Source organism: Kribbella shirazensis, from assembly GCF_011761605.1.
Lineage (GTDB): Bacteria > Actinomycetota > Actinomycetes > Propionibacteriales > Kribbellaceae > Kribbella > Kribbella shirazensis.
This window is the reverse complement of sequence record NZ_JAASRO010000001.1, coordinates 2,602,155-2,623,596: the sequence shown is the minus strand read 5'-3', so window position 1 is coordinate 2,623,596 and position 21,442 is coordinate 2,602,155. Positions and strand designations below refer to the sequence as shown.

Here is a 21,442-nt window from a genome sequence, read left to right as displayed (position 1 = left end):
AAGTCCGGTTGAGGTCTAGGTCGGTTCCGCTTCGGGGTGGTTGCCCCAGACCATGCGGACGTCGGGAGCGTGTTCCTCGTTGGCCGAGCCGTCGGTACGGCGTACCTCCGCGAAGCCGTGCCGCCGGTAGAAGGACTGCGCGCGCGTGTTGCTCTGGAACGTCCACAACGCCAGCCCGCCCGGCCGGAGGTCCTTGGCGAGCTCGACGAGGGTCGAGCCGATGCCGTGGCCGGCCGCGTCCGGGGCGACGTACAACTGGTCGAGGTCGTCGCCGTCGAGGGTGAGGACCGCGACGATCCGGCCGTCGTCGAGGGCCACCCAGGTCTGCGCGTCCGGCAGCAGTACGTCGGCGAACCACGTCGCGACCTGCTCGGCGGTGTGGATCGCCGGCGGCAATTGCGAGCCGTCCGCATGCCGCGACCGCCACCAGACGGCGGCCGCCTCGTCCGTGTCGTACGGCTCCAGCGGCCTGATCAACAGGTCGTCCACCACTGTCCCCCCGAAGTGTTCAGCCGCGCAGTTCGGTCCCGTCCGGGATCACCCGGCGCTCACCGGCCGGCGCAGTCACCTCGACGTCCCCGACCACCACGACATCTTTGCCGAAGGCAACGTCGCCGCGCACCTCCAGCCGGTCCGCGCGGACCAGCGACGGCGGCCCGGCCGGGAACCGGGTCTCGAAATCGGCGAGGATCTTGAAGTACTCCGGGTCCAGGTCGACGTACGGCTCGTCGCCCTCGTGCGTCGTGGTCAGGTCGCCCGCCTCGTCCAGCTCGTAGACGTCCGAGCGCAGCACCAGCAGGTCGTTGGTGGTCTTCACCGGCTTGAACCGGCTCCGGTCCACGATCACAGCCTGCGAGCCCTCGAAGGTCTCGATCGCGGTCCCCATCCCGGTCTCCAGCTGGATCACCTTCGGCGACGTGGGATCGGCCGGGTCGACGGTCTTGCGGTTCACGATGATCGGCAGGCCGAGGACCCCGTCGTGCCCGTCCATCAACTCGGCGAGCCGGTCCAGGTCGATCCACAGGTTGTTGGTGTTGAACGTCCTGTGCCGGGCGATGTCCTGGAAGTGCCGCGTGTCCTCGTCCGCGACCTGCGCGCTGTCGCGCAGGATCAGCCGCCCGTCGGACTTCCGGACCGCGACGTGGCCGCCCTTGCGGTCGGAGCGGGTCCGCCGGCAGACCTCCATCCCGAACGGTACGTCGTGTTCCGCCATCCACGCGGCGATCCGCGGGTCCGGTGTCGCACCGAGGTTGTCGGCGTTCGAGATGAACGCATGCCGGAAACCGTGTTCCCGCAGCGCGTCGAGGGTGCCGGAGGCAACCAGCGCGGTGAACAGGTCGCCGTGTCCCGGCGGGCACCAGGCCAGCTCGGGGTCGGCCTCCCACTCGGCCGGCGTGAGATCGTCGGCGAGCAGCTTGGGCTCCATGTTCTGCAGGAAGTCGAGCGGCAGGCCGTCCACGGCGAGACCGTCGTACTCGCCGAGGATCTGCAGCGACTCGCTCTTGGTGCGGAACGAGTTCATCAGAACCAGCGGCAGCGGTACGTCGTACTTGCGTCGGGTGCTCAGGATCTGCCGGGCGATGATGTCCAGGAAGCTCAGCCCGTCCTTGACCGGCAGCGCGGACTTCGGCCCGGTGACGCCCATCGACGTACCCAGTCCGCCGTTGAGCTTGATCACCACCGTCTCGGCCAGCGCAGCGCGGCGCGCCTCCGCGTCGGTGTCCAGGTGGTCCAGGTGCGGCAGGTCGCCGACCGGCTCGATGTCGTCCTCACGGATCTTGCCCTGCTGCCCGGACTCGAGCAGCCGGTAGTAGTGCGTGAAGACCCGTATCGCGACCTCGGCTGCTCCGGCCGCGCGCATCTTCTCCTGCGCCTGTCTGAGACCCACCTCACTCATGCACCAACCCTAGGGGACGGCCGCCAATCCCAGTGTTGCCCGCGTCACGCTCATACGATCAGAAGGTGTTCCCATCGAAGGCCGCGGCGCGGCAGCACTTCCTCGACGCTCGGAGGCTGCGGCCCCGCGCTGAGGGGCTGCTGGCGAGCGCCCAACAGGTACTGCCGGACGTGCACCGGATCGCGCTCTACGTGTCCATGGGGCCCGAGCCGCAGACCGGGGCGCTGATCGACTGGCTGCTCGCGACGGACCGCGAGGTGCTCCTGCCGATCCTGTACGCCGACAACGACCTGGGCTGGGGCATCGCACCTGGTGCAGCCGATCTGGTCCCCGGGCGGCTCGGTCTGTCGGAGCCGCGGACCGATCTGGGTTCCGACGCGATCGCGACCGCCGACCTGGTCATCTGCCCCGCCGTGGCGGTCGCGCGTGACGGCGTACGGCTGGGACGCGGCGGAGGCTCGTACGACCGTGCACTCGCCCGCGTTCGCCCCGGTACGCCGGTGTGGGCCGCCGTGTACGACACGGAGATCGTGGACACGCTCCCGTCCGTCGAGCACGACCGTCCGGTGGACGCGGCGCTGACACCTCATCGTTTGACCCAACTGCGAGGATCGACGGATGACTGAGACCGCTGTCCAAGCCGCAGCCACTGCCGCACGAAACCTCGGTCTGACCGTCGACGAGCCGACAGTCCTCTACGAGGGGTTCTCCACGGTCGTACACCTGAAGCCGTCACCAGTGGTCGCGCGGGTGCCGATGACCCTGCCGGGAGCGCTACAGGAACCAGAGCCCGCCGTACGCCAGCAGCGTGAGCTGGATGTGGTGGCCTGGCTGGTGGAAGAGGGCCTCCCGGTTGTGCCGCCGAGCCCACTGGTCCCGATGAAACCAGTGCAGCAGGACGGACTGTCCATGACTTTCTGGACGTACGTCGACGTGGACAAGGCAGCCGAACCGGACTACGTCGCCGCGACAGCTCGCGTACCTGAGCTACACGACCTGCTCGCGAAGTACCCGGGAGAACTGCCCTGGATGACGCCTCTGCGGCTGGTCGGTCCCGGTCTGAACGCGGTCGAGGCTGTGCCGGGCCTGCTCGAGCAGGAGGACGTGGACCGGGCGAGAGCCGAGTGGAAGGTGCTGGAGCCGATCCTGACCAGCCGGACAGGGTTCCAGGAGGCCTTCCCGACCGCGATCGTGCAGCCGTTGCATGGAGACGCCCCGGCGTGGAATCTCATCACCACCGTGGACGGGCCGCTCTGGGCCGACTTCGAGGACGTGACGATCGGTCCGCGCGAGTGGGACTTCGCCGGCTGGGGCCCTGATCTCTGCCGTACCTATAGCGAGGCTGCGTCTACTCCGCTCGACCCGGACGTCCAGCAACTCATGGACCTGGCCCGCGTTCTGCAGCTGCTGGTCTGCACCCCGCTGGTCCCGCAGATCCCGGCAATGGCAGACGGGATCCGCATGTTCGCCGTACAGTGGCGGAGCATGCCGTTCGCTGCTGGACTGGGTTGATGCTGCAGACCTACGTAGACACCGGTGTAGTACCCGGCATCATCAGCCTGGTGAGCCGCGGTGACGAGACCCGGGTCGAGGTGCTCGGTAGGGCGGCGTACGACGGACCGGAGCTGCAGCGGGACAGCCTGTTCCGGATCTCGTCCTTCACGAAGGCGATCACCGCGACCGCGGCCATGCTCCTCGTCGACGAGCTCCGGCTGTCCATGGACGCACCAGTGGCCGACGTGCTGCCGGAGCTCGCGCATCCCGTCGTACTGCGGGAGCCGGACGGACCGATCGACGACACGGTGCCTGCTGAACGGCCGATCACGGTGCGGGACCTCCTCACGTTCCGGCTCGGGCTGGGTGAGTCGGACAACCCAGCGCTGCGCGAACGTGAGCAGGAGCTGGAGTTGCACACTTTCGGTCCTCCGTTGCCGCGGACCCCGCTGGAACCGGACGAGTGGATGCGGCGGCTCGGAACGCTGCCACTGCAGTACCAGCCCGGTGAACGCTGGCTGTATTCGACAGGCTCACACGTACTCGGAGTACTCATCGCACGGGTCTCCGGGCAGCCGCTGGAGGAGTTCCTGCGGGAGCGGATCTTCGAGCCGCTGGGGATGCGCGACACCGGGTTCACGGCGGCTGATCCGGCTCGGCTCACCACGGCGTACGTCGGCGACGACGTGCTGGACCCGGCGGCGAGCAGTCAGTGGCTGACGCCGCCGGCGTTCCCGGACGCCAGCGGCGGGTTGATCTCGACCGTCGACGACTTCCACGTGTTCGCGCGAATGCTGCTGAGTGGCGATCTGCTGTCGCCGGCAGCTGTCGCAGAGTTGACGTCCGATCAGCTCACACCAGCGCAACGAGCAGCAGCCGTTGACTTCCTCGGACCGGACACCGGCTGGGGCTACGGAGTGTCCGTAGGCGGCGGACGCTATGGCTGGGCGGGCGGTCTGGGCACGCTGTGGTCCACGACGCCTGCCGACGGCACGATCTCCATCCTGCTGACCCAGCGGGCGATCTGGACCTGGCCGGAAGACCTGTTCGCCAGCGCGCCCGCTTGGTGACGGCTACCCCTCCGGCTTGGTGAAGGTCAGGGAGTGCTTCCGGGACGCCTCGACGGCGCCCTTGGTGTAGGCCCACTGGAGGGTTTCACCCTTGACCCACAGCTCGGTCTGGTCGGTGTAGTTCGAGGCGAAGGCGTGGCCGGAGACACCGGTCAAGTTGATCCACCGGGACTTGTCGAAGTCCGACAGGTCGACGACCATCCGCATCGACGGCGTCGCGGTCACTTCGTATCCCTCGGAAGCGTCCCAGGCCGTCGCGTCGACGATCGACGTACCGCCGCCGAGCTCGTACGGTCCGCGGTTGAAGATCTTCTCGACCATTCCGATCCCTGAAGTGCCCAGCGTCTGGTTGGTCAGCGTCAGCTTGTGCAGCCGGCCCCACTGCCAGTTCGCCGGCTCGCGCGCCATCTTCTGGGTGATCTCGGTCCGCGCGGTCACCAGCGCCTCACGCAGGATGTCGTCCCGGCTCTCCCGCTGCGGCGTGCGGATGTCGTCCCACCAGCCGCTGTTCGGCTGGCCGAGCAGCACGTGGATCACCTCGAACCAGCGCGAGCCGCCGTCCGGCCAGGTGTCCTCGGGGAGCTGGTCGTGGAAGGTCAGTGAGAGCAGGTTGCGCCACACCACGTTGAAGTACGCGGCGGCCGCGGAGTCCGGCGGCTGAGTGAAGTCCCAGTCCCGCAAGGTGTCCTGGCCCTGCTTCTCGAACGCGTCGTCGATGCTGATCCGGAGCAGGTACGGCACCAGCTTCTCGGCGGCCTTGTTCTTGGTGTCCAGCTGGATCGACGCCATCGCGTTCACGTCCAGCTTCCCGGCGGCCTTGATCCGGTCGAGGATCTGCTGCGAGCGGTACCCGTAGTCCCACGAGTTGGTCAGGTAGTGGGTGTAGGTGTTCGGCACCACGGCCTGGTTGGCGGTGACGATGATGCCGCTCGGCGGGTCCAGCTCGGTCGGCAACGCGTCGAACGGGACGTACCCCTTCCAGGAGTACTTCGGGTCCCAGCCCGGCACAGGCCAGTCACCGCGGCCGGTGGCGCGGATCGGGACCAGTCCGGGCGCCTGGTAGCCGATGTGGCCGTCGGTGTCGGCGTACACCAGGTTCTGGGACGGCACCTGGAACTGCTGGGCGGCGGCCCGGAACTGGGTCCAGTTCTGGGCGGTGTTGATGGCGAACAGCGCGTCCGCGGTCCGGCCCGGGTTCAGCGCGGTCCACTGCAGCGCCACGCCGTACGCCGTCGGGTACTTCGCCTGTGTGGCCGCCAGCTCGCCGACCTTGCGCTCGTCCTCGCCGACATCGGAGATCAGCGGGCCGTGCCGGGTCTCGCGGACGGTGATCTTCACCGGCTCGTCCTGGCCGGCCACCTTGAACGTCTCCTCGCGCGTGGCCATCGCGCGCCACTTGTTGTTGTAGAGGACGTTGTTGCCCTCGATCCGTTCCAGGTACAGGTCCTGGACGTCCGGGTCGAGGTTGGTGAAGCCCCAGGAGATCGCGTTGTTGTGGCCGATCACCACACCGGGCAGACCGGAGAAGCTGAAGCCGGACACATCGAACGGGCAGGCCTTGCCGACGTTGTTGCAGTGCAGACCGACCTGCGTCCAGATGCCTGGCATGGTCGCGCCCAGGTGCGGGTCGTTGGCCAGTAGCGGCTTGCCGGTGGTGGTGTGGTCACCGGAGACGACCCAGGAGTTCGAACCGACGCCGTCGCCCTGGCCGAGCAACTGGGGCAGGCCCTTCGCTACCTTCTGCACCGAGTCGAGTGACTTCAGCAGGTCCTGCGTGAGCATTCCGCGGCGGAGCTCGGGACTGGCAGGCGCCGTGCTGAACCTGCCGTCACTGCCGATCGACCCGGCGGTCATGATCGGCTGGTTCCGCTCGTACGGGTACTGCGGATAGAGGCTCTCGATGTTGCGCGCTGTGTAGGTCGACAGCAGCTTGGTCCGGGTGACCTCTTCGTCCAGGTTCCCGCCGAGGTCCCACGCCATCGCCTTCAGCCAGGCCAGCGAGTCGGCCGCCGTCCACGGCTCCGGCCGGTAGTTCTTCGGGCCGCCGGGCTGGAGGGACAGGACGCCGTACTCCAGGCTGAGGCCCGAGCCGCTGTGTTTGGACAGGTACGCGTTGACGCCGCGCGCGTAGTCGTCCAGGTACTGCCGGGTGGTCGGGCTGAGCAGCGGCAGTTCCTTCTCGGCGACCCGTCGCCAGCCGAGGGTCCGGACGAACTTGTCGGTCTCGAGCGCGGACTTGCCGAACAGCTCGCTCAGCCGGCCGGACGTGACATGCCGGCGGAAGTCCATCTCGAAGAACCGGTCCTGCGCGTGCACGTAGCCCTGCGCCGCGAACAGGTCGGCCGGGGTGTCGGCGTAGATCTGCGGAATGCCGTTCGCATCCCGGACCACGCTGACCTCGGCTTCCAGGCCGTTCAGCTCGATCGTTCCGTCGTACGTCGGGAACGAGTGGCGGACGACGAAGACGACGGTACCCGCGATCACCAGGAGGACCGTGGCGAGGGCGATTCCGCTGATGATGACGACTCGAAGCAGGCGACGCACGGACCAACCGTAGAGAATCACCCCGTCCTCCCCAAATGGGGTCCCTCACAACTTTGCGTTGCTCTGCGTTCGCTGGACATGGACGCAGAGTTGAGGTAAGCGGACGCGGGTTTGGAATACTTCGGGCGGCTGGCGCATTATTAGCAGTCGGGTAGTAGGAGTGCCAGCGGCTTGAAGGGAACCGACCGTGCCGACGTACCAGTACCAGTGCACCGATTGTGGCGAGGCGCTCGAGGTGCGCCAGAGCTTCACGGACGACGCGCTGACCGTGTGCCCGAACTGCCAGGGCACCCTCCGCAAGGTCTTCAACGCCGTGGGCGTCGTGTTCAAGGGCTCCGGGTTCTACCGGACCGACAGCCGGTCGTCGGGCAAGAGCTCGGTGCCGGCGAAGTCCGAGTCGTCGTCCTCCTCGGGGTCGTCCTCCGGGTCGTCGTCCACCGGCTCGTCCGGTTCTTCCGGAACGTCCGGTTCGTCGTCGAGCTCGTCTTCCAGCAGCTCGTCGTCCTCGGGGACCAGCGCGGCCTGACCGCCCCCTGTGGATAACTGAGAGGCGGGTGCCGGCGAAACTCGTACCTTCTCCGGCATGAAAATCCCTTCCCTGCTTCGTGATCTGTTCCGCGCCGCCCGCTGGCACCGCCGGCTCCTCGCCGGTGTCGCGGCCGCGGCCGCCGTGTACTTCGGACTACTCGCCCTCTCCCCCGCGCCACCACCGACGGTCACCGTGCTGGCCGCCGCGCGCGACCTGACCGGCGGCGCCGCGCCCGCGCGCGACGACCTGCGAACCATCGAGCTGCCACCGGGTTCCGTTCCCGACGGTGCGCTCAGACCTGGCAGCGAACTGACCACGAGAGTGCTCAGCGGGCCGGTGAGATCCGGCGAACCACTCACCGACGCGAGATTCCTGGCGCCTCCCGCAGTACCGTCCGGCGCGCTCGCCTACCCGGTCCGTATCGACGACCCCGACATCACGAGCCTGCTCCGGGTCGGCGACCACCTCAATCTGTACGCCGCGAGCAGTACGACGGCTGACGCTGCCGGACTGCTCGCCCGCGCCGTGCCCGTTCTCGCCCTGCCCGAGCCGCGTTCGGGTACGTCGGGCGCGCTGATCGTCGTCGCGGCGACGCCGGAGGTGGCGAGCCGATTGGCCCAGGCCAGTACGAATTCACGCATCACCGTGGCCCTGACGCCCGATACGGGCTGACCACGCTCCGAAGTTGTTGCGGCACGATGCGTTGCCGCACGGCGCGGGATCTCGCCCTGCCAGGCCCTCGGCCCTACCTTGTCCGGGTACAACCACCCGCTTCGTGGAGGACAACCCACATGCTCAAGGGCTTCAAAGAATTCATCATGCGCGGGAACGTCGTCGACCTCGCGGTCGCCGTCGTCATCGGCGCAGCATTCACCAAGATCGTCAACGCGCTCGTCGACGGGCTGATCAACCCGTTGATCGCGGCGATTTTCGGCAAGGCGGACCTGACCGGCGTCGGCAACTTCGAGGTCAACGGCGCGAAGTTCTCGATCGGCCTGGTCCTGGACGCCACGCTGAGCTTCCTCTTCGTCGCCGCGGCCGTCTACTTCTTCATCGTGATGCCGCTGAACAAGCTCGCCGAGCGGCGCAAGCGCGGCCAGGAGCCGGAGCCGGACCCGCTGACCACCGACCAGGAGTTGCTGACCGAGATCCGCGACCTGCTGCGCACGCCCCGGTAGGACCGGGCCGCCGGACGCGGACCAGCCAGGAACATCAGCAGTCAGCAGGTGGGCGCAAAACCTCAGCCCCTGAGCTCGCCGACGCCCACCTGCTCACCGGCATAGCGCATCCAGCGGTACGGGACCGGCTGACCGTCGTTCCACTCCTCCATCAACGCGGCGGGGACGTCGACGAAGCCGCTGCGGTGGTAGGCCCGGATCGCCGGCGCGTTCTCCGGACGGACCCGCAAGAAGACCTCCGAGTACCCGGCATCCAGCGCCGGCCCGAGCAGTGCCCGCACCAGCTCACCACCGATACCCCGGCCACGGACCTTCGGATCGACGATGATCCGGGCGAGTTCGACCTCGTCCTCCTCGTCGTCCAGCCAGACCTCGCCGTATCCGACCGGCCGTTCGCCGTCGAACAACAGATAGGAGTGAATGTCCGCGTCGGCCGTCCGCCAGTTCGCCCGCAGTTCCTCCGGGAACGGGTAGACCACCCGCCCGGACAGCAACGCCACTTCCTTCTCGTTCAGCGCCCAGTCCGCGACCTGGACGCCGTACCCGTCGTCGAACCCCCGAAGCTCCACGCTCTTCCCCTCAGTTGACGAACTCCACGATCGTCCGCAGCAGCTGATCCAGGTGCGTCGTGCCGTTCCTCGTACTGAAGGCGGGCGCCGGCGGTTCCGGGCACCCGGCCAGCTCACGACTCCCCCGGATCGACCGCAGCAACGCGTCGACCGTCTTCCGCTGATGTGACGGATTCTCCGGGACCGACGGCAGCACCGCCACCGGAATTCTCGTCAGCGACGCCATTTCCTCGTCCGTCACGCCGCGCAGGATCCCACCCGCGAGCAGACCGTCCGCGACATCGGGCGGGCAGCCGCGATCCACCATCCCCCGTCGAGCCCGCTCGTTCGCGCCGGCGTCGTCACCCGTCGCGGGCCAGGCCAGAAGGAGGCGATCCACCACCCCCGGAAACCTCGACGCCAGCAGAACCGCGACCGTACATCCATTGGAGGCCCCAACGACCCTCACAGGACCGGAACGATTCCCCAGATATTCACCGAGCGCCGCAACCTCAACCTCCCACGCACCGGGCCGCCGCGACCGGTCAGGCACCAGCACCTCCACACCCTCCACGCCCTGCGCACCACCTGCGCCGAGCGTGCCGGCCGGGGCGAGGGCTGCGATCAGGCGCTCGGTGATGCCGGGCGTGTGCCAGAACATGGTGGCGTCCGTGGTGTCCCAGAGGCCACCATGGACGAGGAGCACCGATGCGGTCATCCGTGGTGCGGGGGGACCTCGTTCAGGATGCGCTCGTCGTCGTCACTGCCGGAGTCGTGGTCGCCCCACGCGCGTGGGTCGTCGTCCCGGGTCTGGTCCGGCAGCAGCGGCTCGTCGTCCTCGTACGGGCTCGTCATACGTCCAGACTACCGAGTCACGGGCGATCGTCCGGGTGGAGCTTCGACCTGATCAGATCCTCGTAGACGCCACCGCCCGCCTGGCCCGGGTCATCGTCGGCGTAGCCATCCGCCTGCGCACCGTCCTGGGCACGGCGGTGAGTCCCGTCGTGAGTCCCGTCGTGGGCACCGTCGTGGGCACCGTCGTGGGTGCCGGAGTAGCTGTGGTTGTTGTCGTCTTGGAGTTGGCCGGTGGAGGCGGGCGGGACCTCGTCGGCGGGGGGTGCCGGCGGCGGGCCGAGGGCTGCCTGGACCAGTGGGGCGATCCCCGGTTCGGCGTGCCAGCGGCCGTTGCCGTGCACGCACCAGGCGCTCAGCACGGACAACGTCGGCGTGGGCAGACCTGCGAGCCGCAGCGGCACCGCGTTCTGGAAGCCGAACGTGATCATCCAGTTGTCCGTATCGGGATAGAACTCCTGGACCGCGCTGTAGTAGAAGCTCATCCAGCCCTTGCCCGGCAGGTGGCAGATCAGCCGCAGGTTCGTCGCCACCACAGGGACCTCTTGGACATCACGCCAGGACGGCTGCATGTCCCGCTTCGCGGCGGCCTTGCGGCTCGCGTTCACCGCGGCGGTGGCCGCCATCATCCCCAGCACCAAGCCCGGCTTCCCGATGAACGTCCCGCTGTTGTGCCGGTAGCGACCGTCGCCGCCGTACAACCGGGAGTACTGCATGTTGGTCTCGAGATACGCGACCTCGTCCGGCTCCAGAACGAGGCCGTACATCCTGAGCGGCGCCGGCCTGTTACCCGCGAGCAGCCAGCGGGCCCAGTCGATACCAAGCTCCCACTCCCGCTGCGCCGCAGCCTCCGCACCCGCCTTCTTCCGGCCCACGACACAACATCCTAAAGCCCCCGCGGTCACTCGCCACCGCTACGCAAGCGCCTCCGCGTCGGCCCCGCTCGGCAGCACGACCATGTCGTCCACGACGGGCAGGTCAGGCGCACGGACTGCAGCGGGACCCGCGCGGAGGGGTGCGTGGATCGCCGGACGGGCCGCATGGTGGGGTGGGGGTGGCCAGTGCGTGGAGGTTACAGGTGTGCCTCGGTTGGGGATCGATCCGGCGGCGTGACGGGATAGACGCGCCGCCGTGATGTTGCGGCACGTGCGGTGAGACCCCGGTCCACCATCATGTTGACCTTGCCAACCCGGAAGGACCGAGTCGTGAGTGCACAACGGACACGGGGCCTGATCGGTGCGACGCTCGTCGTGGCTGTACTCGGATTCGCCGCCGCCTGCGGCACCGAGGAAGCCTCGCCCCCGCCCGCCGCCCAGCCCACGGAAACCCCGACCCCGTCGCCCAGCCCGAGCAACAGCCCTGGCGGCACACCGAGCACGGACTGCCCCGAGACCATCGCGGCTGTTCGCACCGCCACCGACAAGGCGGTCTGGGGGCAGGGCGCCGCCACCTCCACGTTCACGCCGGTCAGCGTGACGATCTGCCAGTACGACGCGAAGGCGACCGGGCAGGACTACGCGAACGTCACCACGAAGCGCAACGGCAAACAGGCCACGGACCTGTTCGCACTGGTCAACGCGGCGAAACCCGTCGCGAAGAAGCCGAGCATCTGTACCAAGGAGCTCGGTCCCACCTACGTACTGCGGTTCACCGACAACGACCGCGGCGTCCTGTCGTTCACCGCCGAGTCGTACGGCTGCCACCGCCTGGTGGCGACCTCGCTGGAAGGCCAAGGCAAGCCCGGCGTGCTGCCGGCGCCGCGCCAGGTGACTGCCGAGCTGACGAAGTCGCTCGGCCTGCGCTGACCTCACGACGGACGCGCACCCCGAAGCCGTCCGCAGTGGGGTCAACCCGCGCCTGCCTTGCGGGTCCCTCTCGGGGTCGACCCGCGAGGCAGGTTGCGGTGTCGCCCGCCGTGCCGCACCCTCGCGGTGAGGGAGGGGCACATGCGAATCATCCGGCTGCTGTGTGCGGTCCTCCTTGTCGCGACGACCGCCACCGCGTGCTCAGGCAAGCAGACCGCGGACTCCGCGCCCTGCATCCATGGATTCACCTGTACGACGCTGCACGTCCCGCTCGACCGGCAACGCGCGGACGGACCGTCACTCGACCTCGCCGTCGTCGCGGCGGACAACGTGGACGCACCCCGCGGCGTCCTTCTACTGCTCACCGGCGGCCCCGGTCAGCCCGGCGCAGCTCTCGTGACCAGCCTCCGCCGCAACGTGCATCCTGACGTACTGCGCGAGTACCGCTTGGTCATGTTCGACCAGCGGGGCACCGGATCGAAGGGCATCAATTGCCCTTCCTTGCAAGGGACTGTGGGCGGTTCGGACTTCCTCACGCCACCGGCCGCGGCGGTCGACCAGTGCGCGCAGCGGATCGGTCAACAGCTCGGGTACTACGGCACGCCCGACACCGTCGACGACATCGAGCAGCTCCGAGAGCACCTCGACGTCGACCGGCTGACGCTCGACGGTACGTCGTACGGCAGCTTCACCGCCGCGCAGTACGGCCTGAAGTACCCGGACCGCGTGCAGGCGCTCGTGCTGGACTCCGTCGTACCGCACAAGGGGTTCGACCCGATGGGAGTGGACCTGATGGCAGCCACCGCCGGAGTACTCAGGGCCGCGTGCCGCCAGGACCCCGCGTGTACGACGGACCCGGTGGCGGACCTGGCGTGGTTGGTACAGCACGGCGTCAGCGGGACCGACCTGATGGAGACGCTGTCCGTAGCGAGCCTCAACGCGGTCAACCCGTCTCTCAAAGGGATTCCCGCCGTTCTGCACGCCGCGCGCAACGGCGACGACACAGCATTGAAGGAGCTGTTCCAGCAGACCACCAGCAAGGGCCTGCGCTTCGACACACTCTCCGCAGGGCTCCACCTCGCCACGCTCTGCTCGGACCTCCGCTTCCCCTGGTCAGGCAAGCCCGACCGCCGGTCCGCTCTCGACGAGGCGGTACGCCGCCTGGACCCGAAGCAGCTGTACCCGTACGACGTGGCGACCGCGCGCAACCAGCTCATGATCCAGGGCTGTCTCCGCTGGCCGGATGCCCGCGTGTCGACGTACCCGCCCGGACAGGAACTGCTGCCGCGCACGCTGATCCTGCACGGGAGCCACGACCTGTTCTGCCCGCTCGACTGGGCGAACTGGGAGAAGGCGCACGCGCGGGAGGCCGAGCTGGTCGTCGTACCCGGCAGCGGCCACAGCGTGCAGCGCGATCCCCGCGGCCGGGAAGCGGTACGGACGTTCCTGCTGAAATAGACGGTCTGGACCAGACAGGCCGGACTAGAGATCGAACTGTGCGCGAACGGTTGCAGCACGTGGGCGACTCGATGCGTCTAATAGGTGTGAGGAGTTGTACGCCCAGCCAGGGAGTCGCGAGTGGAGTTCGAGGAGTACGTGGCCGCGCGTGGACAGGACCTGGTGCGGCTCGGGTTCACCGTCTCCGGCGACTACCAGCGTGCGGAGGACCTGGCGCAGATCGCGCTGATGCAGGCGTTCCGCAAGTGGCGGAAGGTCCGCGCCGCGGACGATCCGCACCACTACGTCCGGCGGATCCTGGTGAACGAGTACCTGTCGATGACGCGCCGGCGCTCGTTCAGCGAGGCGCCGACGGCCGACCTCGACGTGCGGCGGACCGTGCCGGACCACGCCGCGGACATCGCGAACTCCGACGACCTGTGGCGGGCGCTGGCGACGCTGTCCGCCCGGGAGCGGGTCGTCCTGGTGCTGCGTTACTACCAGGACCTGGACGACCAGACGATCGCCGACGTGCTCGGCATCAAGCCGTCCTCCGTGCGCGCGACCGCGAGCCGGGCGCTCGCCTCGCTACGGAAAGCCAGAGAGTCCAACGTGCCGATGAGAGGCTGACGTGAGCAACACCGATCTCGAAGACGACCTGCGCGGTACCTTCGAACGCGCCGCGGCCTCGGTGCCGCAGGCCGACGACCTGACCGAGCGCGCCACCACGGGCGCCCGTCGCGCCCAGCGGCGTACCTGGGTCGTCTCCGGTGCGGCCGCCGTCGCGGTGGCCGCGGTCGCCGTCGCCGGCTTCGGCCTGGCCGGCTCGCAGAACACACCGACCGACCCGACCGAGCAACCGGTCGCCGGTCCGCCGCAGTCGGTCTCTCCGACACCCCAGGTGCTGTCCGCGCAGACCGTGTCCGGCACTTGGCAACCTGTGCGGATGGTCGGCGCCGAGTCACTGAGAGCCCCTCGGCCGAAGGACCCGGTGCTGGTTTTCCGGCCGGACGGGACGTGGGGAGGCTCGGACGGCTGCAACGGTCTGCAGGGGACGTACAGCATCGGTCCGCGTGGCGCGTTCACCGCGACGCCCGGGGCGCAGACCCTCATCGGCTGCGAGAACGTGCCGCACACCGGCGTACTGCGTGCCGCGAAGCGGATCGCGATGACCGGCGACACGCTGCAGTTCTTCGGCGCCGACGGGCGTGAACTTGCCCAGTACGTTCGCTCACGGTAGCCGAATCCGCTCGCGGACGGTGATCACCTCTTGACGGAACGGAGTCTCTGACCGGACCATCTAGTGGTTTGGTCCACCGATCTTGGGAGCCTTGTGCGACTCTCCGTCACCGTCCCTCTGGTCACGCTCGGTTCAGTCTCACTCTTCGCAGTTGCCCTCACCGCCCCCTCCTCGGGGGCGGTGACGGGCGCTGCGGCCTGCTCCCATGCCCAGCCCAGCGCAAGTTCGACCGAGGCGACGCGGCTGGCGCAGCCGACGTCCGCGTCCGACGCGCGGCCGTTGGGTGAGTCGCTCGGCGACGGCATCTCCGCCGCGGTCCGCTCCCTCGAACCTCTGGACGCCACCGGCCGTCCGACGTCCGGCCTGCCGTACGGGCTGAGCCAGGGCGTCATCGGCGTGGTCGGCTCGGCCACGACCGGCTACAAGGTTGTCGTCGACTCCGCGAAGCTGGACACCGAGAAGTACCAGTCCGCGATGGCCCGCAACCTGCCGGTGGCGGGCAAGTCCATGGTCAAGGTCGAGCGCAGCTGCCGCTCGGCCCAGTCGATCGCCGACGCCTGGAACGCGGTCGGCGCCCGCTCGTGGTCCACCGACGCCTCGCGTACGACGTTCGCCGCAGACCTCGACCCGGCCAGCGAGAGCGTCGTCGTCGAGTACGACCAGGCGACCACCACCCCCGCTGCGTTGGCCGGTCTCCGCGAGCTGTCCGGCGTACAACTCGTCGCCGGTTCGCTCGCCCGGACGTCCCGGTTGAGCGACACCCCGAAGGGCGGTCACTGGGGCGGCGCCCGGATCACGTCGGCCCTGAAGAACTGTTCCGCCGGCTTCTCCGTCGTACGGCGCTCGAACGGCCAGCGCGGCTCCGTCACCGCCGGCCACTGCGGCGCGCCCGGCACGGTCTGGAAGTCGGGCACCAACTACTACGGCACCACCACCGTCCGCACGAACTACCCGGACTACGACCAGGCCCTGATGACGGGCAGCGCGTACGGCACGAAGATCTGGACCGACGGACCCGGCGACAGCGCCGACACCCGCACCGTCACCGGAGGCGGCGACCCCGGCGTCGGCACCTCCGTCTGCCAGTCAGGCAGCTTCAGTACGTCGGTGTGCAGCATCACGGTCCGCTCGAACTCGGCGAGGTACTGCGACACGGACGGCTGCACGACGTACGTCATCCGCGCCACCCGTGGCGGCCTGGTCGCGATCATCGGCGGCGACTCCGGCGGCCCCGTCTACACCCGCCGCGGCACCAGCTCCGCGATCATCCGCGGCCTGGCCTTCGCCGGCGCCGGCTGCGCCGCCTCCCGCTGCACCACCCTCTACGCCGAACGCTACAACTCCATCGCCGGCCACCTAGGCGTCACCGCCCTGACCGGCTGACCACGCCCCACCCCCCACCTCCGCTAAGCTGTCCCCGCGTGCGCCCCCGTAGCTCAGGGGATAGAGCGTCGGTTTCCTAAACCGTGCGTCGACCGGGTGAGATTGCTTCAGGATAGGCCGCTGACCTGCGGAAACGCCCCAAGCCTAGGCCAGGACAAGCTCGCCTGGGAACAGTTTTGGGAACAGATGCCTGCTACCCTGCGGCCCATGGCGAAGCGATCACGGCGGCGGGGGCACATCGAGGAACGCTCGAACGGAACGTTCCGCGCAGTCGTGTCTGCAGGCACCAATCCCCTCACTGGCAAGCGTCTGGTTCTGAAGTCGGAGCCCGTCGAGGACTGGGACGAAGCCGAGGTAGAGCTGACCAGGCTGCTCAGCCAGGTCGACGAGCAGAAGCACGCGCGCACCAACCTGACCGTCCTTGAGCTGATCGACAAGTGGTGCACGGTCAACGAATCGAAGCAGGCCCGCAAGACCCGGCAGCGACGCGACCAGCTGATCCGCGACTACATTGCTCCGCGGTTCGAAGGCGTGAAGGCCAAGAAGTTCACCACTGACCCGAAGGCCTCGATCGAGTTCCTGGAGGGGTACTACGCCCTCCTTCAGAGCTGCCGGTTCAACAACGTTCGTGGCACGTACCATAAGGCGAAGGATCACAAGTGCGAGCCGCTGGCGAACAGTTCAGTCCGAGCGATCCACTTCATTCTCACGGCCGCGTTCAAGCAGGGGCTGAAATGGGGCTACGTCGGCACCAACGTTCCCGCCATGGCGGACCCGCCAGGCTTCGACCAACCCGAGCCTGACCCGCCAACGCCTGAAGAGCTGACGCCTCTGATGAACGAGGCCTTCAAGAGCCTCGACTGGGGCCTGTTCCTCTGGTTGACGATGATCACTGGCAGCCGTCGCGGCGAGATGTGCGTACTGCGTTGGACTGACTTGAACGCCGAGCGGCGGCGGCTCCACATCAAGCGCGCCGGTGACCAGCTCGCCGGCGAGGTCGTAGAGACCACGACCAAGCGCAAGCAGCATCATCACGTGACACTCGACGATCTCACGATGGAGCTTCTCGAGAGGTACCGTGACCAGTGCGCCGGGCAGTGCAAGGCGCTCGGCGTCGAGCTGAGCTCAGACGCCTTCATCTTCTCTGGATCGCCGGACTTCTCGACCGCTCTGAAGCCCAATACAGCAACCCAGCGGTATCGACGCGCCGCCAAGCGGCACAAGCTACGCAGTACGCGCCTGCATTCAATCCGACACTACTCCGCGACCGAGCTGCTGTCGGCCGGCGTGGACATCAAGACCGTGCAGGGACGAATCGGGCACACGAGCGCCGCGACAACCCTGAAGTTCTACGTCGCCTGGACAGACAGAGCCGACCAGTCAGCTGCCCAGGTCCTCGCCCAGACAATCCCCCGGCCGAGCTACGAGAACCACCGGCGGGCGCCGCACGCGTACGAGACGCTGGCCGCAACACTTCAGCAGGATATTGCCTCAGGCAAGTACCCGGTCGGCTCCGAACTACCATTGTCCCGCGACCTCGCCGCGCTTCACAAAGTGTCCGTCGGCACAGTTAGCCGTGCGATCGGCGAACTCAAGAAGCCGGCCTTGTAGACGCTCGGCAGTATCAGCGAGCTCGAGTGACAGACAGACACGCTGTCGACCACTGAGTCCGTCTCGATGACCGGATTGCCGTCACGTTTACCGACGAATCGACCGATCAAGGTGTCCGTTCAGTCATACAAACCTTTGACATACGACACCGATCGATCAATGCGGCACACTGGCAGCAAGGGGGCCGGGCTACGCGCCTAGGTCAAGAGCGATGGGGGGCATCGTGCGAAACGAGATCGAATGGCTGCCGATGGCTGAGCAAGATCTTGCTGGCGTTGGTGACAGATCTGTCATTGCTGAACTGTTGGACATAGCCGCCACAGACCTGGCGTTGGAGTTCCTGCCGACGCCGAACTCTGATCAGGGACCGGTCGCGGGTCGCGAGCCCCCGGTAGCGTGGCGTAGGGGCATCAGGAGGCACAACACTGCACAACTGGGCCCCACACTCGACGGCGCAAGCGATAGCGAGTTCGAGGATTGGCGCAGCCGCGCATGTGACTACTACTTGATCTACCGCGAGCCGACGACCGAGGAGTACGCCAAGGCGGGGCTTCAGGGCAGAATCATGGCCTTCGCAGTTGTCCGGGTCCTCCATCAGGGCGACCTCGCCCGGATGGCGCCAAGCATCTCTCGACCTGGAGCAGCGCAGGCAGCGGCTGCCGCAGCGGCCGAGGCCGCGACTGCTGCGGAGTCGGCTGCGGCTTCCGCGATTGCAGCAGCTGATGAGATGAAGGCTCAGATCCAAGCTGAAGTTCAGGCCCAGGTTAGGGCTGCGATTGAGGCAGCGACTCAGACCCTGGCATCTGCGCCCACGAGCAGCAATCCAGCAAGCGGCGAGGCGTCCACAGCCTCTCAGCAGCTGGCTCATGAAGCCTCGGGCCCGCCTTCACCGCCATCGATAGTCCAGTAGCCAGCTAGCTACTGGACAGCGTCAGGACGGCAGGTTTATCCCGAGCCTGCTGGCAAGTGCATCGGTCGGTAATGACTCCGTGGCACCTGGCGATCCTTGAGCCTGCTCATCGAGGAGCGCAGCTATCAGGCGTCCTTCGATGTTCTGTCCCTCAAGTGGCGTGATCATGGCAACGAAACGGCCATGCCGGGTGATGAACGCAGGGCGACCCGAGTCGTTGATGTCCTTCAGCACGCCGGCGGTGTGCTGATTTAGGTCACGCATCCTGTAGACGCGCACCTCGCCGTGCCTCACTTGTTGACCGCTCATCGTTCAGGCCTCTTCACAGGTCGGGTTCTACGTCAGTGTAGTACTTCTGACCTACAAAAGTAGTACATTGACCATAGACTGTTGCTAGGTCAATCGGAAGGCCGCGATGAACACGTCACCGACGAGCCCTTCACCAGAGCCCACAGACAGCACCGCCGAACTAAAGTCCGCTGCGAAGTGGCTCGTCGCAGCCTCGGGCTCGATCGCTGCACTCTTAGTCGCCGGAGTCCAGTTGAAGGATGCACGACTTGTGGGCGGACCTGTTGCAGTGGCGGCACTCGCTTGCGCCGGGCTCGCTATTGGGGCCGTTGGAGTAATCCTCTGGACCGCCATCGCTGTCCTCGCCGCTCCCCGGCATTCGCTGGCTCGGCTTGCCGAGCTAGACCACGAAGATGGCGGGGCATTCCCTGGGCCACGGTTGGACGAACCCAGAACGCCGCTGATCCAGCACATCATCGTCGAACGTCGACTTGAGTTGCTTGGGCCCGACCGAGATGCGATCGACCAGCTAGCCACCGACCGCAGCGCCTCGTATCGAGCGATGTTCGGCGGACAAAAGGTCCGCATCGGCGGCCGCGACTATGACCCCGCTCAGTCAGGTGACCTCACTGCCCTGCAAAGCCAGTCGTTTGACATAGAGCTGCGGATCGAGCGGGTGCTCGATGCTGCTGAACACTGGGAGGTCCGCCGGCGCTTCTCTCGTCTAACAACTGTTGGAGCTGTGGCCGCGACTGCTTTCGCTGTGGGGATCCTCGGCTTTGTCTGGATAACCAGCACGCCGAGGCCATCAGCTAGCGTGACGCAGCCTGTACCCGTGCGAGTGGCCGCTCCAACCGCTCCGGGAGAACTCAGATCCCTCGGACTTCGTCTCGAATGCGCAGGTCAGACACTGCGAGGCTTCGCAGTCGGTGGAACGCTCGCGATGCCAGTCGTGGTGGTCGAAGGCACAGCAACCTGCCCTCCACAGAGGATTGGGCCATCGAAGGATTTGGTCGTAGTGCCAGTGCCGACGACCTCCCCACGCTGACCGCAGCCCCTCAGTGACGCCGTCGACTACCAGCCCAGCGGCCCCGCCTGGACCTGCCTTGCCAAACACCGAGTTCCGACCCCATGAAGGTTCGGAGCTATGCCGACACGCGTCCTCAGACGTCACAACAGTGCCCCCGGCAGGAATCGAACCTGCGGCACATGGTTTAGGAAACCACTGCTCTATCCCCTGAGCTACGGGGGCAACGTGCGGAGCCTAGCGTATCTGACTGGCTGACTGCCTGATGCGAGCAGCGCTCGAGGGGCGGTCCGGGCGCGTGAGTTGGAGACCTTTGGTCGTGGCGCCTACAGGTCGCCGACCTGGTCGGCGCAGAGGGTATGGATCGCGGCGATGGCAACTACCTTCGCCGTTTTGATCTGCTCCGCAGTCTGGCCAGCCTTCGTCATGTTATCGACAAGGAACTGAACCGAACCCGGCTTGTCGCGGAACGCCTGGCACGTGGTGTGCCCCAGTTTGACCAGCTCCGGGCGCGCAAGCACGAGCTCGGGCATCTCGCCCATCACTTCGAGGACGAACGCCGACTCTGCAGCTGCCTTCGTCGACTCCGCTGGCGTCGTTGTTGGAGCGGTCGCAAGAGCGCTTGCGACGGGCGTTGTTGCCGGCGACGTGGACGTCTGCGACTCGTGCGCGGCCCCGCACGCTGTCAGGCCTCCGACAAGAGATAGGGCAGCACACAGAACTAACTTCATGAAGAGATCCCCCACTGATGAACGGGTCACCCCTGACCCAACGTGAGATCATGCCGTACGCGGCTACGCTCTGTCGATCTCCCACCGACTCGACGCAGAGCCTGGCTCCTCATTGGATCAGCCCATTCGACCGGCGCGAATCTGGCGACGAGCGCAGCTCAGGCCGTCGGTCGACCTGGTTATCCACAGGCCGCCAGGCGTAGGCAGTCAATTGCAGATAGAGTTGGGCGAAGTGGCTGGAGTCGTGGCGCGGGGGCGTAGATGGCACTTGGAAGTCCGTTCACACCTCGCCCTGGCGTAGCGCCGCGCGCACCGCAGGGGCGAGACGCTGAGCGGGCGCTGGCGCGCGCCTTGGCGAGCGATGTGGCACACGCGCAGGTGGAGACGAACGGCTTGATGTTCTCCGGGCCACGCGGGATCGGCAAAACCACCGTGCTTCTCCAGGTAGCCGAAGAGCTGCGCTCGCAGGGCTGGCGTGTGGCTGAGGTGAAGGTTGGTGAGGGCTAGCCGGTGAACGAAGCTCCAGAGCAGTCTCGACAGCGAGCGCATGCGAGGACGGCTGGGCAATTGCCGTCACATTGACGCCAGCTGCAGCCGTCTGGCTCGAAGCAAGCGGCGAGCGCGACAAGATTGAGGCAGTCACGTCGAACCCCGTACGAAGCGAACCTCGGCTCCCGCACGAGCAGAGTCCGCACCCGCCCGTTGATTGCTACGCCGTCGTACCCGCAACCGCCAACTTCGTCGCCAAGCTCGCACTCGGCATCGCCGACAACCAGGCTCTGACCCAGGTTTGCGAAGCGATCGGCGGGCGGCAGCCACCAGCTGTCGTCTTTCCACTGTCGACGGCGCTCCAAAGCTGGTCGATTCCGGCGCTTGAAAAGTGAGCGGTTGTGGGCAG

Annotated in this window: 22 protein-coding genes, 1 tRNA gene and 1 pseudogene; 14 read left to right on the top strand and 10 right to left on the bottom strand. The window is 67.4% G+C overall.

The annotated features are described in order from the left end of the window. Positions 1 to 15: 15 nt before the first annotated feature. Positions 16 to 489 (bottom strand): GNAT family N-acetyltransferase, encoded by a 474-nt coding sequence (locus BJY22_RS12890; RefSeq protein ID WP_167206496.1) that lies wholly within the window; start codon positions 487 to 489, stop codon positions 16 to 18. A gap of 19 nt (positions 490 to 508) precedes the next feature. Beyond that, a complete protein-coding gene (locus tag BJY22_RS12885; protein ID WP_167206494.1) occupies positions 509 to 1,897 on the bottom strand; it encodes a UTP--glucose-1-phosphate uridylyltransferase in 1,389 nt (462 codons plus the stop codon). Positions 1,898 to 1,962: 65 nt separating this feature from the next. Between BJY22_RS12885 and BJY22_RS12880 the strand changes: the two genes are divergently transcribed. The 3 genes from BJY22_RS12880 to BJY22_RS12870 are packed head-to-tail and all read left to right on the top strand — an operon-like array spanning position 1,963 to position 4,461. Continuing rightward, entirely contained in the window at positions 1,963 to 2,523 is a 561-nt protein-coding gene (locus tag BJY22_RS12880) for a 5-formyltetrahydrofolate cyclo-ligase (protein WP_167206492.1), read from the top strand. Continuing rightward, on the top strand, positions 2,516 to 3,409 hold the full coding sequence (locus BJY22_RS12875) for a phosphotransferase (RefSeq protein WP_167206490.1): 894 nt from the start codon (positions 2,516 to 2,518) through the stop codon (positions 3,407 to 3,409). The genes BJY22_RS12880 and BJY22_RS12875 overlap by 8 nt, the downstream gene beginning before the upstream one ends. Further along, the gene (locus BJY22_RS12870) at positions 3,409 to 4,461 is read left to right on the top strand and encodes a serine hydrolase domain-containing protein (RefSeq protein WP_167206489.1); all 1,053 of its coding nucleotides are present in this window, start codon (positions 3,409 to 3,411) and stop codon (positions 4,459 to 4,461) included. The genes BJY22_RS12875 and BJY22_RS12870 overlap by 1 nt, the downstream gene beginning before the upstream one ends. Before the next feature lie 3 nt (positions 4,462 to 4,464). Here BJY22_RS12870 and BJY22_RS12865 read toward each other — a convergent pair whose 3' ends face one another. Then, on the bottom strand, positions 4,465 to 7,005 hold the full coding sequence (locus BJY22_RS12865; RefSeq protein WP_167206487.1) for a penicillin acylase family protein: 2,541 nt from the start codon (positions 7,003 to 7,005) through the stop codon (positions 4,465 to 4,467). Positions 7,006 to 7,192: 187 nt separating this feature from the next. On the opposite strand from BJY22_RS12865, the gene BJY22_RS12860 reads away from it, so the two are divergent. From BJY22_RS12860 to mscL, 3 genes are all read left to right on the top strand, one after another. Continuing rightward, on the top strand, positions 7,193 to 7,531 hold the full coding sequence (locus BJY22_RS12860) for an FmdB family zinc ribbon protein (protein WP_167206485.1): 339 nt from the start codon (positions 7,193 to 7,195) through the stop codon (positions 7,529 to 7,531). A 57-nt stretch (positions 7,532 to 7,588) separates the two neighbouring features. Further along, complete coding sequence (locus BJY22_RS12855) at positions 7,589 to 8,206, top strand: CpaB family protein (protein ID WP_202891090.1); 618 nt, start codon at positions 7,589 to 7,591, stop codon at positions 8,204 to 8,206. 119 nt (positions 8,207 to 8,325) lie between these two features. After that, the gene (gene mscL / locus BJY22_RS12850) at positions 8,326 to 8,712 is read left to right on the top strand and encodes a large conductance mechanosensitive channel protein MscL (protein WP_167206483.1); all 387 of its coding nucleotides are present in this window, start codon (positions 8,326 to 8,328) and stop codon (positions 8,710 to 8,712) included. Positions 8,713 to 8,774: 62 nt separating this feature from the next. On the opposite strand, the gene BJY22_RS12845 is transcribed toward mscL, so the two are convergent. From BJY22_RS12845 to BJY22_RS12830, 4 genes are read right to left on the bottom strand one after another with little or no spacing between them, the layout of a single operon-like run. Beyond that, complete coding sequence (locus BJY22_RS12845) at positions 8,775 to 9,281, bottom strand: GNAT family N-acetyltransferase (RefSeq protein ID WP_167206481.1); 507 nt, start codon at positions 9,279 to 9,281, stop codon at positions 8,775 to 8,777. A gap of 10 nt (positions 9,282 to 9,291) precedes the next feature. After that, positions 9,292 to 9,978, bottom strand: a complete 687-nt coding sequence (locus tag BJY22_RS12840; protein WP_202891089.1) for an alpha/beta fold hydrolase — start codon at positions 9,976 to 9,978, stop codon at positions 9,292 to 9,294. Continuing rightward, the gene (locus BJY22_RS12835; RefSeq protein ID WP_167206479.1) at positions 9,975 to 10,115 is read right to left on the bottom strand and encodes a hypothetical protein; all 141 of its coding nucleotides are present in this window, start codon (positions 10,113 to 10,115) and stop codon (positions 9,975 to 9,977) included. The genes BJY22_RS12840 and BJY22_RS12835 overlap by 4 nt, the downstream gene beginning before the upstream one ends. 17 nt (positions 10,116 to 10,132) lie before the next feature. Beyond that, entirely contained in the window at positions 10,133 to 10,987 is an 855-nt protein-coding gene (locus BJY22_RS12830) for a hypothetical protein (protein ID WP_167206477.1), read from the bottom strand. A gap of 330 nt (positions 10,988 to 11,317) precedes the next feature. Here BJY22_RS12830 and BJY22_RS12825 point away from each other — a divergent pair, with 330 nt between their 5' ends. The 7 genes from BJY22_RS12825 (at position 11,318) to BJY22_RS12795 (ending at position 18,498) form a co-directional block, all read left to right on the top strand. After that, complete coding sequence (locus tag BJY22_RS12825) at positions 11,318 to 11,917, top strand: hypothetical protein (RefSeq protein WP_337758590.1); 600 nt, start codon at positions 11,318 to 11,320, stop codon at positions 11,915 to 11,917. Positions 11,918 to 12,058: 141 nt separating this feature from the next. Beyond that, on the top strand, positions 12,059 to 13,375 hold the full coding sequence (locus tag BJY22_RS12820; protein WP_167206475.1) for an alpha/beta fold hydrolase: 1,317 nt from the start codon (positions 12,059 to 12,061) through the stop codon (positions 13,373 to 13,375). A 120-nt stretch (positions 13,376 to 13,495) separates the two neighbouring features. Continuing rightward, a complete protein-coding gene (locus tag BJY22_RS12815; RefSeq protein WP_167206468.1) occupies positions 13,496 to 13,984 on the top strand; it encodes a SigE family RNA polymerase sigma factor in 489 nt (162 codons plus the stop codon). Position 13,985: 1 nt separating this feature from the next. Continuing rightward, the gene (locus tag BJY22_RS12810) at positions 13,986 to 14,594 is read left to right on the top strand and encodes an META domain-containing protein (protein WP_167206466.1); all 609 of its coding nucleotides are present in this window, start codon (positions 13,986 to 13,988) and stop codon (positions 14,592 to 14,594) included. A gap of 180 nt (positions 14,595 to 14,774) precedes the next feature. Beyond that, positions 14,775 to 15,977, top strand: coding sequence for a chymotrypsin family serine protease (locus BJY22_RS12805; protein ID WP_337758589.1), 1,203 nt, complete (start codon positions 14,775 to 14,777; stop codon positions 15,975 to 15,977). Between the two features lie 207 nt (positions 15,978 to 16,184). Then, a complete protein-coding gene (locus BJY22_RS12800; RefSeq protein ID WP_167206464.1) occupies positions 16,185 to 17,588 on the top strand; it encodes a tyrosine-type recombinase/integrase in 1,404 nt (467 codons plus the stop codon). Between the two features lie 223 nt (positions 17,589 to 17,811). Further along, a complete protein-coding gene (locus BJY22_RS12795) occupies positions 17,812 to 18,498 on the top strand; it encodes a hypothetical protein (protein ID WP_167206462.1) in 687 nt (228 codons plus the stop codon). A 21-nt stretch (positions 18,499 to 18,519) separates the two neighbouring features. On the opposite strand, the gene BJY22_RS12790 is transcribed toward BJY22_RS12795, so the two are convergent. The 3 genes from BJY22_RS12790 to BJY22_RS12780 form a co-directional block, all read right to left on the bottom strand. Further along, positions 18,520 to 18,807 (bottom strand): type II toxin-antitoxin system Phd/YefM family antitoxin, encoded by a 288-nt coding sequence (locus BJY22_RS12790; protein ID WP_167206460.1) that lies wholly within the window; start codon positions 18,805 to 18,807, stop codon positions 18,520 to 18,522. Positions 18,808 to 19,965: 1,158 nt separating this feature from the next. Continuing rightward, positions 19,966 to 20,038, bottom strand: a tRNA-Arg gene (locus BJY22_RS12785). Between the two features lie 101 nt (positions 20,039 to 20,139). Further along, positions 20,140 to 20,346 carry a hypothetical protein gene (locus tag BJY22_RS12780; protein WP_167206458.1) on the bottom strand — a complete coding sequence of 69 codons (207 nt, stop codon included), beginning with the start codon at positions 20,344 to 20,346 and terminating at the stop codon, positions 20,140 to 20,142. Between the two features lie 761 nt (positions 20,347 to 21,107). On the opposite strand from BJY22_RS12780, the pseudogene BJY22_RS12770 reads away from it, so the two are divergent. Further along, a pseudogene (locus BJY22_RS12770) lies at positions 21,108 to 21,428 on the top strand (flavoprotein); the annotation flags it as partial. Between the last annotated feature and the right edge of the window lie 14 nt (positions 21,429 to 21,442).